Below are 14,066 nucleotides of genomic sequence, written 5' to 3' on the forward strand. Positions count from 1 at the left end.
TGGTCAGATGCCGCCGTCGACGGTCAGGGTCGCGCCGGTGAGGTAGCCCGCCAGGTCGCCGGCCAGGTAGAGGACGGCGGCGGCCACCTCTTCCGGGCGGCCGAGGCGGCCGAGTGCCGTCATGCGCGCGACGCGCTCGGCCACGGGCGGGGGGAGCGGGTCGCCGTCGCTTTCGAGCACTCCGGGCGCGACGGCGTTGACGCGGACGCGGCGCGGCCCGAGCTCCTTGCACAGGGACCGGGTCAGGCCGAGGACGCCGGCCTTGGCGGCGGTGTAGTGCGAGCGTCCGGGGACTCCGCGCAGCGCGGCCGAGGCGGCGACGTTGACGATCGCCGATCCGGGGCCGAGCAGGTGAAGGCACGCCTGGGTGAGGACGAAGACGGCGGTCAGGTCGAGCCCGAGGACCCTGCTCCATTCCCCGTCGTCCAGCTCCTCCAGGCGTCCATGGCCGTCGACCCCGGCGTTGTTGACCAGCGCGTCGAGGCCGCCGAGCTCCGTGCGGCACTCGGCGGCGAGCCTCGCGGCGTCCTCCGGCCTGGTCAGGTCGGCCTTGACGACCCGGTGGCCCGGCCCGAGCCGTGCGGCCAGGGCCGCGGCGGCGGCCTCGTCGTGGTGGTAGCAGGTCACCACCCTGGCGCCCGCGCCGGCGGCGGCGAGCACGGTGGCCCTGCCGACCCCCCGGGTGCCTCCGGTGACGAGCAGCCGCTTGCCCGCGAGCGCGGCGTCCATCGCTTCTCCTCCGCATGTCAGGGGTGGTGTGAGGCCACCACGGCGGCGGCCTCACAGGTCAGGGCGAGCAGCGCCAGGCCGGTGCGGAGCAGGTGCAGGTGGCGCCACCTGCGCCGCAGGCGGTCCACGTGCGCGGGCGCGGGGTCGCGCCCGGGTCTCTTCACCAGCCGGTTGATGGGCACGTTGCCGAGGTGCGACACCACCGAGACGGCCAGCAGGAGCAGCGCGGCGACCGCGAACGGCAGCCGCGCGGGCCATCCCGGCGTCAGCACGGCCCGCGCGGCGGCGGCCAGCGTGGTGCCGAGGACCAGGATCGGCATGGTCGGGTCGTAGTTGCGGCCGACCAGCCGGTGCAGCTCGATGTACCTGTCGGCGGGCAGCGCGGCGAAGGCGGGCACAATGCTCAGCGCGACGCAGAACAGCACGCCCGCGGTGACGCCGGCGCCCATCAGCGCCAGGACGTCCAGTACGGCGAGCACGCGATCGACCTCCCCGGGATGACGGGCTTGCGGCGCGGTGAACGGTGGGTACGGCCGGAAGGGCGGTGTGGCCCGCGGCCGTCGTGAGGCTCAGTAACGGGCGACGACCTCGTACATGCCGTAGCGGTCCTGGCGCCGCCGGTCCTGGTAGGGGCGCAGCGGCGCGGTGGTCGGCCTGTGCGCCGCCCCCTCCTCCCAGGCGCGGAAGGCCGCGAGGCTCTCCCACTCGCTCATGACCACGAACGCCCCCGGGTCGAGCACCGAGTGCATGAGCTCGTTGCCCAGCAGGCCGGGGGTGCCCGACAGTTCCTCGCTGATGCGGTGGTAGGCCGCCACCAGGCCGTCCGGCCCCTCGTCCGGGGCCAGGGTGTGCAGCAGGACCCGCACGCGGTTGCTCACGGCCGCCGCGCCGCGCCGGCGAGGTCGTAGACGACCCGCATGGTGGTCATCGCGCCGCTGGACCGGTAGGGGTGCAGCCTGCCGCGGTGCTCCAGATGCGCCTGGCTGCGCTCGTAGGCGCGGAACCGTTCCTCGTCGAGCCAGTCGCTGACGATGTAGTACACGCCGTCCTCCTCTGCGCTGCGCGACAGCCACTGACCGAGGTTGGCGGGCTGGCCGGTGATCGTCGCGGCGCTGTCGTGCCAGACCTTCTCGAACTCCGCTCCCTTGCCCGGGAGCACCTCCATGCGGAGCATCACCCGGAAGACGCCGGTGTCCATGCTCAGATTCCTCCGTCCACGTGGATGGTCTCGCCGGTGACATAGCTGGACGCGTCGCCGGCCAGGAACAGCACGGCGCCGGCGACCTCCTCGGGGGTGCCGAGCCGGCCGAGCGCGGTCAGGCCCTCGTAGCGCCGCCTGACCGGCTCGGGCAGCGTGCCGTCCCCCGGGTCGATGACGCCGGGCGAGACGAGGTTCACCCGGATCCCGCGCGGCCCGAGCTCCTTGGCGAGCGAGCGGACCAGGCCCACCATGCCGGCCTTGGCCGCGGTGTAGTGGGCGCGCTGCGGGATGCCGACGAACGCCGAGCGCGAGCCGACGCCGATCACCGACGCGCCGGCGGGCAGCAGCGGCAGCGCCTGCTGGACCAGGCGGTACATCGCGGTGAGGTTGGTGTCCAGCACTCGCTGCCACTCCGCGGCCGTCAGGTCCTCGAAGGGCACGTGGCTGATGGTGCCCGCGTTCGAGACGAGCACGTCCAGGCCGCCCATGTGGGTGACGCACTCCTGGACGAGCCGTGCCACGTCCCCGGCGTCGGTCACGTCGGCGCGGACCACCCGGTGGTCGCCGAGCTCCTCCAGCTCGGCCGCCATGACCTTCGCGGCGTCCTGGTCGTCGCGGTAGCAGGTGACCAGCCGTGCCCCGGCGCGCGCCAGGGCCAGCGCGAGGCCGCGCCCGATGCCCCGGGTGCCGCCGGTCAAAAGGACTCTCTTGCCGTCGAGTCGCATCACTTCTCCGAAAGGTCGCGGATCCGCGCCTGAGGCGGATCCGGAGGGTCGTCAGATCAGGCAGCCCGCGCCCGCGACGTTGGCCGCGAGGGCGGCCACCATCAGCACGGTGCGGACGAGGTTCCAGTTGCGCCAGCGCAGACGGGGGTCGCGTTCCTGCCAGTCGGCGGGGCACGACTCGGGGTCCAGCGCCATCACGTAGCGGTTGATGGGGACGGCCTTCACCACCGAGATCGCGATCACCGCCGCGATCAGGACGGCGGCCGCCGCGAACAGCGCCCGCGCCGCCGCCTGGCCGGTCACCGCGACCATGACCAGGTCGAGCAGCAGCGTGACCGCGTTGATGGCGGGGACCGCCGGGTCGTACCGCGGCCACAGGAACTGCACCATGCGGACGTAGCCGCCGTAGGGCAGGGCCAGCATCAGCGGGGCCAGCCCGAGGGCCGTGCAGAACATGTCCCCCGCCGCAAGGCCGTTGCCGAGCAGCGCCAGCGGGAGCAGCACATTCAGCACGGGGGTCAGCCCTCCGCGGCTTCGGCCTCGAGGATCTTCTTGATGCGCTCCAGCTGGACCACGCTGTTGGCGTTGACGCGCTCGCCCATGTCGCCGTCGCCGATCGGCGCCGTCGGCTTCATCTCGAAGTCCTGCACCCAGCGGAGCAGGACGCCGTCCGCCGTCCGCAGGTACTCCCAGAACAGGCTCATGTACTTGAAGGGGCCGGTCTCGACGCGGAACGACCTCGTGGTGCGGGTCTCCGGGTCCATCGTGCGCTGGGAGATCCAGCTCCACACCATGCCGTTGTGGTCGGGGTGCATGGTGAGCCGGAACCTGACGGTGTCGCCGTCCCGTTCCAGCACCTCGGCGGAGGCGTACTCGCTGAACAGCGAGGGCCAGGACTCGACGTCGTTGGTCCGGTCCCAGACCAGCTCCATCGGGGCGCTGATGAGGATCTGGTTGTCGGTGTGCACTGCCATGGTCAGGCCGCCTCGATCCGTGCGTTGACGTAGTCGATGATTTCCCGCGGGGTGTCCAGCGCGCTGAGCGTGTCGTCGTCGATGCTCACGCTGGTCTGGCGCTCGATGAGCGACGCGATCTGGAGCATGGCGAGGGAGTCGTAGCCGAGCTTGGCGATGTGCGTGTCGTTGATGTCGCCGTCGAAGTCGAGGGATTCCTCGACGCCGCAGGAGCGCATGATCACACGTAGGTCGTCGAGCGTGAAAGCCGACACCGTTCACCTCTCTTCCGGTCGGCCGCCGCGGCGGCCTCGTTCAGCCGGCCGCCGTGACGACGACCGCCGAGTTGAATCCGCCGAACCCTCTGGCCAGCACCAGGGCGCGGCGCACCGGGACCTGTCTGGTCTCGGTGACCAGATCCAGGTCCGCGCAGCCGGGCGCCGGGCGGCGCAGCCCGATGGTGGGCGGGATGACGCCGTCGCGGATGGACAGCAGCGCCGCCGCCAGGTCCAGGGGCCCGCCGCCGCAGTACAGGCGGCCGAGCATGGTCTTGGGCGCGGTCACCGGGACGCCGCGCGGCCCGAACAGCGCCGAGATCGCCTCGGCCTCGGCCCTGTCCAGCGCGGGCACCCCGGCGGCGTCGGCGAAGACGACGTCCACCTCTTCGGGTGCGACCCGGGCGCGCGTGAGCGCGAGCTCGGCGGCGCGGCGCAGCGTGGGCCGCCCCCCGCTGCCGGGCGGCGGGTCGAAGGTGGCGGCGTGCCCGGCCACCCTGCCGTAGATGCGCGGCGCGCCGCGCTTCCTGGCCTCCTGCTCGGGCTCGACGATCAGCATGGCCCCGCCCTCGCCGGGGACGTGGCCGCAGGCGTCCGCGTCGAAGGGAAGGTAGGCCGTGGCGGGGTCGTCGCGGCGGCTGAGGCGCCCGCTGGAGATCTGGCAGACCAGGGCGTAGGGGCTGAGCGAGGCCTCGGCGCCGCCGGTGACGGCCATCTTGGCCCCCATGCGCAGGGCGCGGGCCGCCTGGGCGAGCGCGTCAAGGCCGCCGGCCTGCTCGGCGACCAGGACGCCGCACGGGCCCCGCATCCCGTGCCTGATCGAGATCTGGCCGGTGGTGGCGGCGTAGAACCAGGCGATGGACTGGAAGGCGCTCACCCGCTGCGGGCCGTGCCGCCACAGGTCGGCGATCTCCCGCTGGCCAAACTCGTTGCCGCCGGATGAGCTGGCGGTCACCACGGCGAGGCCGAACTCGTCCAGCTCCGCGAGGCCCTCGGCGCTCATCCCGGCGTCGGCGAGCGCGGCCTCCGCCGCGTACAGGCCGAGGTGCGTCCAGCGGTCGGTCTGCGCCACCAGGCGGCTCGGCAGGCGGCCGGGACCGGCGAAGCCGGCGACCTCGCCGGCGAGCCGCACGGGGTAGTCGCCGGCGTCGAAGCGGCTGATCGGGCCGATGCCGCTCACCCCGGCGAGGAGGGCCTCCCAGTGGGCGTCCACGCCGATGCCGTTGGGGGCGACGACGCCGAGGCCGGTCACGGCCACGTCCATGGTGCCGGCGCTCATGCGGCCCGCCGGGGGGAGGTGAGCAGCATCGCGCTCTGGAAGCCGCCGAAGCCGCTGCCCACGGTGAGCACCGTGTCCAGGCGGAGCCGGCGCGCCGTGAGCGGTGTGTAGTCCAGGTCGCACTCGGGGTCGGCCGTGCGCAGGTTGGCCGTCGGCGGGATCACCTGGTGCTCCAGGGCGAGCGCGCAGGCGGCGATCTCGATGGAGCCGATCGCGCCCAGCGAGTGGCCCACCATCGACTTGATCGAGCTGACCGGGACCCGGTAGGCGTGCTCGCCGAGGCTGCGCTTGAACGCGGCGGTCTCATGCCGGTCGTTCTGCCGCGTGCCCGACCCGTGGGCGTTGATGTAGCCGATGTCGGCGGGGGCGAGCCGGGCGGCGTCCATCGCGACCCTGATGGCCTCCGCCATCTCCCGGCCGTCCGGCCTGAGCCCGGTCATGTGGTAGGCATTGCCGCGGTTGGCGAAGCCGGCGATCTCCGCGTAGATGTGCGCGCCCCTCCGGCGGGCGGCCTCCCGCTCCTCGATCACGAAGATCGCGGCTCCCTCGCCGAGGACGAACCCGTCGCGGCGCCTGTCGAACGGCCGCGACGCCGACTCCGGTTCCGCGTTGTTGGGCGAGGTGGCCTTGATGGCGTCGAAGCATGCGACCGAGATCGGCGAGATGGGCGCGTCGGTGGCGCCGGAGATCACGACGTCGGCCAGGTCGTCCTCGATGAGCCCGAGGGCGTGGCCGACGGAGTCCAGGCCCGAGGTGCACCCGTCGGAGACCATCGTGACCGGCCCCTCCGCGCCGACGAGCCAGGCCACCTCGGCGGCCGTCGAGCTGGGCACCAGGTAGCCGTACAGGTGGGGCATGGCGTAGCGGTGGTCGACCACCCACTGCCTGGCCACGTCGCTGACCACCACGTACTCGTCCTCCAGGCCGACGGTGGCGCCGACGGCGCTGCCGATGGCGACCGCTACGCGGTCGGCCGGCCCGGAGTCGGGCTCCCAGCCGCTGTCGGCGAGCGCCTCCCGCGCCGCGACGACGGCGAACTGGGCGCTTCTGTCCATCCGGCGGATCTCCCGGGGGTCGAGGCCCTCCCGGACGGGGTCGAAGTCGCATTCCGCGGCGATCCTGGAGCGGAAGCCGGTGGCGTCGAACGCGGAGATCGGACGGGTGGCCGTCCTGCCCTCGGTCAGCAGCGACCAGAAGGCCTTCGTGCCCACCTCGCCGGGAGCGACCACGCCGATGCCGGTGATCACCGCGCGGCGGGGGCCGGTCATCCGCCCTCCACCTGGAGGACGGGTTCGTGCGCCGCGGGCACCGGCTCGGTGTCGACGTGGCCGAGCTCCGGTCGGGGCGCCAGCGGGCACAGATGGAACACCGCTTCGGCGTCCTCGCCGGTCTCGTTCCACACCCGGTGCCGGACGTCCTTCGGCACGAGCACGCCCTCCCCCGCGCGCACGTCCAGCCGCTCGCCGTCCAGCCGGACCACCATCGCCCCGGCGGTGACGTAGAGGAACTCCTCGGAGTAGGGGTGGTAGTGCTCGGCGACGTGCTCGCCGGGAGCGAGCCTCAGCACGCCGAGGAAGCCGGTGGTGGCGCCCGCGGTGGCGGGGCCGAGCACGACGCGCAGTTCCCCGCCCCTGCGCCGGTTGGGCGGCACCTGCGCGGCCGAGATGGCGGTGAAGCGGGACATTCAGCGGCTCCAGGTGTAGAAGGTCTGGGCCATCGCGTCGGCGGGCGAGCGCCAGGTGACCGGGTCGTAGGCCCTGACGTGCGGCTTGAGCCGCTCGTTGAGGTCCGCGAACAGCGGATGCTCGCGCACGTCCGCCAGCCGCGCCCCGATGGGGGTCTCGGACTCGATGAGGTGGAAGTAGAGTCCCTGGAACCGGAAGAGGGCCCGGCCGGTGACCCCGACCAGGTGCGGCAGTTCCGTCGCGTCGGACTCCTCGAAGAGACGTGCGACCGGCCCCGCGTCCTCGGGGTCCATCCGGGCGACTATGAGCGTTCGATGCACCGTTGCTCCTTCGGGGTGACCAGAGGGGCGGCGCCTGCTGGTGTGGATGGACTCATCGTGTTCCGCCCGGTTCGAAACTCACTCGAATAGCGCTGAGGCTGCGGCCGGGCCTGACGGCTCGGTACGGAAGCGGCGCGTGAGGCGCGCCCGCCCCACGACGAAGCCGGTCATCGCGCCGAGACCGGCCAGGCCGAGCACCAGGAAGTACGCCCAGCGCGGGACGCCGCCGGCGGCCCGCACGACCATGCTCCCCATGCCTCCGCCGAGCGCGGAGAAGGTCCAGTACAGCCCGATCACCCGGCCGGTGAGGGCGGGGGGCACCACGTCCACCGAGGTGCTCAGCCCGATGGGCGCGATCGCCACCTCTCCGCAGGCGAGCAGGAGGAACGCGGCCAGCAGCCACAGCGGGGACACCGGCCGGCCGCCGTCGGCGATCCAGGACGCGAGGCTCATCAGCAGCAGCCCGCCCGCGGCGAAGGCCAGGCCGGCGGCGAACTTCGCCGCCACGCTGAGCCTGCCGCCCGCGGACAGCCACACGCGGGCGGAGAGCGGCGCGAGGACGAGGATGAACAGCGGGGTCGCCGACTGGAACCAGCCGGCCGGCACGAGGTGGCCGAGCACGACCCGGTCGGTGGAGCTCCTGGCGAACAGGCTGAGGGTGGAGCCGCCCTGGATGACGAACAGCCAGAACAGCGCCGAGGCGAGCAGCAGCCAGAAGTAGGCGGAAAGCCGGCTGCGGTGCGCCGCGTCCAGCTCGGGACGGCGCCGCAGCGCCACGAAGTAGGCCACGGGCGTCACCACGGTCACCACGCCCAACGCGCCGACGACGTGCATGAGGCCGAAACGGCCGGTGAGCACGTCCACGGCGGCCAGGACGGCCACGGCGGCGACGGGCCCGACCACCCAGCGCAGCGCGCGCCGCCGCTCGGCGGCGTCCAGGGGATGGCCGGGCGCCTTTCCCGCGCCCGCGAAGTGCCGCGCGCCCAGTGCGAACTGCAGGACGCCGAAGGTCATGCCGACACCCGCCGCGGAGAAGCCGAGGTGCCAGTTCACCGTCTCCCCGAGGAAGCCGGTGACCAGCGGCGCCAGCAGCGCGCTGACCTGGATGCCCACGTAGAAGATCGAGATCGCCGCCTCGCGCTCCGCCGCCCGCCCGGGACCGTAGAAGCGGCCGAGCAGAGCCAGCAGGTTGGGCTTGAGCAGGCCGGTGCCGGCGGCGATGAGCGCGAGGCCCGCGTAGGCGCTCGCCTCGAAGGGCAGCGCCATGGTGAAGTGGCCCAGCGCGATGATCACCCCGCCCGCCACGGTGGCCCGCCACTCGCCGAGCACGCGGTCGCCGAGCCAGCCGCCCGGCACGGCCAGCACGAAGATCAGCCCCACGTAGGAGCCGTAGAGGGCGGTCGCGGTGGTGGCCGGCAGGCCGAGTCCTCCGCCGGCGACCGGCGCGGTGGCGTACAGGACCAGGATCGCCTGCATGCCGAAGAAGCTGAAACGTTCCCAGATGTCGGTCAGGAACAGCGTCCTGAACCACCCCAGGCGCCCGTAGTCGCGCAGCGCCGTCCTCTCCGCCCGGGCGGCGGGCCCGGGCCGCGGGATGTCGATCGTCATGCCCGGACCCTCCCCCGGCCCGCTCGCACCCCGCTCGAACCCCACTGGACCCCGGGAACCGGCCGCGCGGGGCGAAGCCGTACTCGAGCGGATCTCGAGGACGGGCTGCCAGCGTCCGGAGGAGACGCGCATCGACCCTCACACCGAAGGACGCCCGACGTGACGAAAACCGCCGCACCCAGCCGCGAGATCGCGACGCTGGCCGACATCAACCGCCTGGGCACGGCCTTCTGCCGCGCGAAGACCGTCCTCAGCGCGATCGAGCTTGGAGTGTTCACCGAGCTGGGCAAGGGAGCCGCCACCGGCACCGAGCTGTGCGCGCGGCTGGGCCTGCACCCGCGCGCCATGCCGGACTTCCTGACCACGCTGGTCACGCTCGGGCTGCTCCAGGCCGAGGACGGCCGTTACGCCAACGCGCCGGTGTCGGCCCGCTATCTCGACCGCTCCTCGCCGTCCTACGGCGGTGGGTTCCTCGAGCGGGCCGACCAGATGATGTACCCGGCGTGGGAGCACCTGACCGGGCTGCTGCGCACGGGTGAGCCGCAGGTCCCCGGCCGCGAGGACCAGGCCGCGGCGTTCGAGCGGATGATGGCCGACCCTGTCCACCTGGACCGCTTCCTGCGCATGATGGACGCGGTCAGCGGGCCGCTGGGGCCGGAGCTCGCGGCGAAGTTCGACTGGGCCGAGCACACCACGGTCGTGGACATCGGAGGGGCCCGCGGCAACCTGCTGTCGCAGATCCTCGGCGCGCACGACCACCTGAGCGGGTACGTCTTCGACCTGCAGGGCATCGAGTCGGCCTTCGTGGCGCACATGGAGGCGCTCGGCCTGAAGGACCGGGCGCGCTTCGTGGGCGGCGACTTCTTCAAGGACGCCCTCCCCCAGGGCGACGTCCTGATCATCGGGCACGTGCTGCACGACTGGGCGCCCGGCGAGCGGGCGCGGCTCATCAAGAAGGCGTTCTCCGCCGTCCGGCCGGGCGGGGCGCTGCTCATCTACGACCAGCTCACCGGCCAGGGCCACGACGACCCCTGGAACGAGATCATCAGCCTGAACATGCAGCTGCTCTCGCCCGGCGGCTCGGAGTACACCCTGGCGGAATGCCGCGACTGGCTGCGCGACGCGGGCTTCCAGACGGTCACCTCCTTCTCCCTCGGCGAGCACGACACCTGTGTGGTCGCGCTGAAGGACCGGTGACCCGCGTGACGCGGGAGCCGCTGCTGGCCGAGGCCGAGCTGCGGGTCGGCGACGCGTTCGGGGAGATGCTCCAGGCCGCCTTCTACGAGATGGAGTTCGACCCGGACGCGCGCTGGACCTACGACATCGTCGAACGCGAGGACGGCGACTTCCTGGTCATGCCGGGGGCCTACTGGTTCGAGCCGCCCGCCCGCTGGCCGGAGCACGTCGCGGCCGGTGTGGACAGGGCGCGAGGGCGCGTGCTCGACGTCGGGTGCGGCGCCGGGCGGCACGCGCTGCCGCTGCAGGAACGCGGCATCGAGGTCACCGGGCTGGACACCTCCCCCGGCGCCGTGCGGGTGTGCCGGCGGCGCGGCCTGCGCTCGGTGCTGCTCTCCTCGGTCGCCGACCACGCCGCCGGCGACGGGGCCGGCCCCCGGTACGACACCTTCCTGCTGCTGGGAGGGAACGTCGGCCTTCTCCAGGGACGCGAGCACGCCGCGGGATTCCTCGGCGCCCTCGCGGCGATGGCCGCGCCCGGGGCCCGGATCATCGCCGACAGCCTGGACCCGGACGCGCTCGGCCGGCTCGACGCCGCGCAGGCGGCCTACGCCGAGCTCAACCGGCGGCGCGGGCGCATGCCCGGCCAGTCCCGCATGCGGGTGCGCCACAAGACCATGACCACGCCGTGGTTCGACTACCTGTACTGCTCGCCCGCCGAACTGGGCGAGCTCGCGGAAAGCGCCGGATGGCGCGTTGAGGAGGTCCTGCCCTCCGGCGGGCCGTCCTATGTGGCGACGCTGACGCGCGCCCTCTGACCCCGCCCCGCCCTCGCGGGCGGGCCCCGGTTCCCTCGATGGCCGGACGAGCTCCATGAGCTCGTCCGGCCTTTTCCATGCGCCCGTCCGGCCTTTTCCATGCGCCGGCACGGGCGCCTCCGCGCACGGCCGCGCGGGCGTCTTGCCTGCTGGTGGCACGTGGCGGGACCTCGCCCGCCACGGGGTGGCAGGAAGCTGCAACCGGTCTGCAGCTTGCTGACTTCGACTCTTCTGTTCCCGGCGGCTTGAATCCCGCAGAGTTGGTTGTGCGAGAACAAAAGACACGGCCAACAGAAAGGGAACGGAAATGAATGACGACAACCACACCTGGGAGGAATTCGACGGCGGATTCACGCGCACCGCCCGGGGCCACGCATTCGTCACGCCGGGAACCACCTGGGATTGAGGTAATCAAATGCTCGTCGAACTGACCATTCGCAGGACCGCCGGTGAGCCGTTGCCGAACTCACCGGTCGACGGGATCAGAATCCTGGCCCTGCTCCCCCGGAGATGGCGAAAGGACCTCAAGAACGTAACGGGCGACATCGCCATCCGCGTGCAAACCGATGAGGAGACCACCGACGCGCAGATCCGCGCCGAGGTGACACAGATCCTGACCAACCCCGAAGTCAGCGATTGGGAACTGGTGACCTGCCGGACCCTGACCACCGGCCGCCCCTAACCCGAGGAGGACACGCAAATGAACGCCATCGCTCTCAGGACCGTCGACTGCCACATCTGGTGGGCCGACCCGCAGGACCACGCGATCGAGTCGCTGGTCGGCGTGCTGAACGGCACCGAGCTGAAGCGGGCCGCCGCCTACAAGCGCGAGCAGGACCGCCAGAGGTTCGTCACCGCCGCCTGGCTGCTGCGCACCGCCGCCGGCGCCCAGCTGGGCATCGCCCCGGAGCGGGTGCCCATCGAGCGGCGCTGCATGAGCTGCGACAAGCCCCACGGCCGCCCGTACATCCTCACCGACGACGGACTGCACGCCTCGATCTCCCACTCGGGCAACCGGGTGGCGGTGGCACTGACCACCGCGGGACCGGTGGGCGTGGACGTCGAGCAGGTGCCGACGGCGCCGGTGAGCGAGCTGGTGGGGTGCGCCCTGTCGCGTGACGAGCAGGAGGTGCTGAAGACGCTGCCCGACCGGCACCAGCAGGCCGCCTTCGCCCGGATGTGGGTGTGCAAGGAGGCGGTGCTCAAGGCCACCGGCCACGGCTTGCGGATCTCGCCGCACAAGGTCGAGGTGAGCGCCCCCGGCGAGGAGCCGGCCCTGCTGAGCTGGCCGCTGGACATCCCCCCGCACACGGTGCAGTTGCGCACCATCTACCCCGGCGAGGGATACGCCGGCGTGGTCGCCGTCCTCGGCGACGACCAGCCGATCCGGGTGTCGGAATGGGACGCCACCGCCCTCCGCCCGTCCGCCGCGGTCTCCGCGGCCGCCTGACCACCGTTGACGCCATCCGGCACGAGACTGTTCAATAACTACGGAAATTCATCTCGACACGGCCCGCACACTAAAAGCCCCGCCAGGTCCGAATTCCGTACCGTTCTGGCAGTCCAGCCGTAAAGGAGAGGAAGCTGACCTGCCGTGAAAAATCATTTCATCCTCATTCCCGGCCCGTGGATGGGCGCGTGGGTCTGGGAGCCGGTGACCCGCGCGCTGCGCGCGCTCGGCCATGACGTCCATCCGCTCACTCTTTCCGGATTGGTCGACCCCGAGGCCGACGTTTCCACCGTCGGCCTCGCCACCCACGTCGACGACGTGCTCGCGCTGCTGGAGAAACAAGACCTGCGGGACGTCATCGTCGTCGGGCACAGTTACGCGGGCATCGTCGCCGGCCAGGTAGCCGACCGCGCGCCCGACCGCGTGGCGCGCACGGTGTTCGTCGAAGGGTTCCTGCCGCACGACGGCAAGTCGATGCTGCACGCCTTCCCCGAGCGCGTCCGCGCCGGCGAACTGCAGTTGATCGCAGAGAACCGGGGCCGCTGGCCGGTCCCGGACGCCGCGGTCGTGGCCGAGGGGCAGGACCTCTCCACCCACCAGGCGCAGTGGCTGGTCGAGCGCTTCGTCGGCCACCCCGGGCACACCCTGTCCGAGCCCGCCGTCCTGACCCGCCCGCTGGCGCACCAGCGGGCGAGCTACATCGTCTGCTCCAAGGAGCACTTCGGCGGGCGCGTCTCCGAGGACGTCGCCGCCATGCGCGCCGAGCCCAACTGGACCTTCCACACGCTCGACACCGGCCACTGGCCGATGGTGTCGGCCCCCGACCGCCTCGTCTCGCTGCTGACCTCCATCGCCGCCCAGCGCGTCTGACCGCCGGGCGGCGCCCCGATCCGCCCGCGCGGCACGTCAGCCGGGCGCGGGCACCTGGCCGGGGACGGCGGCGCGCACGTGGCCGAGAGCCGGGGCGAAGGCGGCGGCGAACGCCGCGGCGATCTTGATCTCGCCCCTGCCGTTCGGATGGACGCCGTCATAGGAGTCGTGACGGGGATCGTAGACGCCGGCCAGGTCGACGGGAACCGCCGTGGAAGCCCGCGTCGACAGGGCCGAAAGCCTGGACGGCAACTCCCGGTTGTAGGCGTTGGTGTCGCCCGCGAGGTTCGGATGCTCCGGCAACGGCGTGCGATGAACCACATTTCCAACTAAGAATTGAATAGCGGGATTTGCCATGCGGGCTCGCTGGACGAAGGTCTCGAGATCCGCGAGCAGCCGGTCCGGGCCAGAGACGCCCCACGCCAGGTCGTTGAACCCCAGCGCGACCATCAGCCAGCCCGGCTCGTAGGCGGCCACCGCGTCCTCGATGTTGTCCTTGGCCTCGCGCAGCAGACGCCCCCAGCTCGCGTAGTGCCGGCACGCCGGGAAGTGAACGCCGCGGCGGTAGGCGCCGGCGTGCGCCGGGTCGTCCGGACGGGCGGGATGGGGCGGGCGGTCGCCCGGCCAGACGGCGGAGGACACCCACGTGCCCTTCCACGGCCCGACGAAGCGCACCGCGGCCCCCTGTCCGAGGAGGGTGCGCCACAGCCGATAGCGCCAGGTGTGGTCGCCTTCCCGTCCCTGGCTGATCGAGTCGCCCACGATCATCACGTGCGGGACCGCGCCGGCGGAAGTCGCCCCCGGCAAGGGCCCCGGCCCCGAGCCGGGCAAGAGGGGAGGCGCCGAGCCGGGCAGAGCCGGCAGGGGCGGGAGGGGCGGCGGCGCGGAGCCCGGGAGGGGCGGGAGGGGCGGCGGCGCCGAGCCGGGCAAGGGCAGAGACGCCGAGCCGGGCGAGGGGGGAAGCGGGGGCGGCGCGG

19 protein-coding genes are annotated in these 14,066 nt (G+C 72.7%); 5 read left to right on the forward strand and 14 right to left on the reverse strand.

Annotation, left to right across the window (positions count from 1 at the left end):
- Positions 1-3: 3 nt before the first annotated feature.
- The 13 genes from ACFO60_RS20820 to ACFO60_RS20880 form a co-directional block, all read right to left on the reverse strand.
- Positions 4-729, reverse strand: a complete 726-nt coding sequence (locus tag ACFO60_RS20820) for an SDR family NAD(P)-dependent oxidoreductase (RefSeq protein ID WP_380842440.1) — start codon at positions 727-729, stop codon at positions 4-6.
- A gap of 17 nt (positions 730-746) precedes the next feature.
- Positions 747-1,208, reverse strand: coding sequence for an anthrone oxygenase family protein (locus tag ACFO60_RS20825; RefSeq protein WP_380842443.1), 462 nt, complete (start codon positions 1,206-1,208; stop codon positions 747-749).
- A 90-nt stretch (positions 1,209-1,298) separates the two neighbouring features.
- On the reverse strand, positions 1,299-1,607 hold the full coding sequence (locus ACFO60_RS20830; protein ID WP_380842446.1) for an antibiotic biosynthesis monooxygenase family protein: 309 nt from the start codon (positions 1,605-1,607) through the stop codon (positions 1,299-1,301).
- Positions 1,604-1,927, reverse strand: a complete 324-nt coding sequence (locus tag ACFO60_RS20835; RefSeq protein WP_380842449.1) for an antibiotic biosynthesis monooxygenase family protein — start codon at positions 1,925-1,927, stop codon at positions 1,604-1,606. Before ACFO60_RS20835 ends, ACFO60_RS20830 begins: the two co-directional genes overlap by 4 nt.
- A gap of 2 nt (positions 1,928-1,929) precedes the next feature.
- A complete protein-coding gene (locus tag ACFO60_RS20840; protein WP_380842452.1) occupies positions 1,930-2,655 on the reverse strand; it encodes an SDR family NAD(P)-dependent oxidoreductase in 726 nt (241 codons plus the stop codon).
- Between the two features lie 51 nt (positions 2,656-2,706).
- A complete protein-coding gene (locus ACFO60_RS20845; RefSeq protein WP_380842454.1) occupies positions 2,707-3,168 on the reverse strand; it encodes an anthrone oxygenase family protein in 462 nt (153 codons plus the stop codon).
- A gap of 5 nt (positions 3,169-3,173) precedes the next feature.
- A complete protein-coding gene (locus ACFO60_RS20850) occupies positions 3,174-3,629 on the reverse strand; it encodes an SRPBCC family protein (RefSeq protein ID WP_380842457.1) in 456 nt (151 codons plus the stop codon).
- A 2-nt stretch (positions 3,630-3,631) separates the two neighbouring features.
- The gene (locus ACFO60_RS20855) at positions 3,632-3,883 is read right to left on the reverse strand and encodes an acyl carrier protein (protein ID WP_380842460.1); all 252 of its coding nucleotides are present in this window, start codon (positions 3,881-3,883) and stop codon (positions 3,632-3,634) included.
- Between the two features lie 40 nt (positions 3,884-3,923).
- On the reverse strand, positions 3,924-5,162 hold the full coding sequence (locus ACFO60_RS20860; protein WP_380842463.1) for a ketosynthase chain-length factor: 1,239 nt from the start codon (positions 5,160-5,162) through the stop codon (positions 3,924-3,926).
- Positions 5,159-6,430 (reverse strand): beta-ketoacyl-[acyl-carrier-protein] synthase family protein, encoded by a 1,272-nt coding sequence (locus ACFO60_RS20865; protein ID WP_380842465.1) that lies wholly within the window; start codon positions 6,428-6,430, stop codon positions 5,159-5,161. The genes ACFO60_RS20860 and ACFO60_RS20865 overlap by 4 nt, the downstream gene beginning before the upstream one ends.
- Positions 6,427-6,846 (reverse strand): cupin domain-containing protein, encoded by a 420-nt coding sequence (locus tag ACFO60_RS20870; protein WP_380842468.1) that lies wholly within the window; start codon positions 6,844-6,846, stop codon positions 6,427-6,429. The genes ACFO60_RS20865 and ACFO60_RS20870 overlap by 4 nt, the downstream gene beginning before the upstream one ends.
- Positions 6,847-7,167, reverse strand: a complete 321-nt coding sequence (locus ACFO60_RS20875) for a TcmI family type II polyketide cyclase (protein ID WP_380842470.1) — start codon at positions 7,165-7,167, stop codon at positions 6,847-6,849. It abuts the gene before it with no gap.
- A 78-nt stretch (positions 7,168-7,245) separates the two neighbouring features.
- On the reverse strand, positions 7,246-8,775 hold the full coding sequence (locus tag ACFO60_RS20880; RefSeq protein WP_380842472.1) for a peptide MFS transporter: 1,530 nt from the start codon (positions 8,773-8,775) through the stop codon (positions 7,246-7,248).
- Between the two features lie 159 nt (positions 8,776-8,934).
- On the opposite strand from ACFO60_RS20880, the gene ACFO60_RS20885 reads away from it, so the two are divergent.
- From ACFO60_RS20885 to ACFO60_RS20905, 5 genes are all read left to right on the forward strand, one after another.
- The gene (locus ACFO60_RS20885) at positions 8,935-9,972 is read left to right on the forward strand and encodes a methyltransferase (protein WP_380842474.1); all 1,038 of its coding nucleotides are present in this window, start codon (positions 8,935-8,937) and stop codon (positions 9,970-9,972) included.
- Positions 9,969-10,769 carry a class I SAM-dependent methyltransferase gene (locus ACFO60_RS20890; protein ID WP_380842477.1) on the forward strand — a complete coding sequence of 267 codons (801 nt, stop codon included), beginning with the start codon at positions 9,969-9,971 and terminating at the stop codon, positions 10,767-10,769. The genes ACFO60_RS20885 and ACFO60_RS20890 overlap by 4 nt, the downstream gene beginning before the upstream one ends.
- 415 nt (positions 10,770-11,184) lie before the next feature.
- Positions 11,185-11,451 (forward strand): hypothetical protein, encoded by a 267-nt coding sequence (locus ACFO60_RS20895; RefSeq protein WP_380842479.1) that lies wholly within the window; start codon positions 11,185-11,187, stop codon positions 11,449-11,451.
- 18 nt (positions 11,452-11,469) lie between these two features.
- Positions 11,470-12,219 (forward strand): 4'-phosphopantetheinyl transferase family protein, encoded by a 750-nt coding sequence (locus tag ACFO60_RS20900; protein ID WP_380842481.1) that lies wholly within the window; start codon positions 11,470-11,472, stop codon positions 12,217-12,219.
- 144 nt (positions 12,220-12,363) lie between these two features.
- Positions 12,364-13,089: an alpha/beta fold hydrolase gene (locus tag ACFO60_RS20905; RefSeq protein ID WP_380842483.1), complete on the forward strand. Its 726-nt coding sequence runs from the start codon at positions 12,364-12,366 to the stop codon at positions 13,087-13,089.
- 36 nt (positions 13,090-13,125) lie between these two features.
- Here the strand turns inward: ACFO60_RS20905 and ACFO60_RS20910 are convergent, their stop codons facing one another.
- On the reverse strand, positions 13,126-13,857 hold the full coding sequence (locus ACFO60_RS20910; RefSeq protein ID WP_380842691.1) for a GDSL-type esterase/lipase family protein: 732 nt from the start codon (positions 13,855-13,857) through the stop codon (positions 13,126-13,128).
- Between the last annotated feature and the right edge of the window lie 209 nt (positions 13,858-14,066).

This window comes from Sphaerisporangium dianthi, from assembly GCF_042654065.1.
In the GTDB taxonomy this organism is placed as follows: domain Bacteria; phylum Actinomycetota; class Actinomycetes; order Streptosporangiales; family Streptosporangiaceae; genus Sphaerisporangium; species Sphaerisporangium dianthi.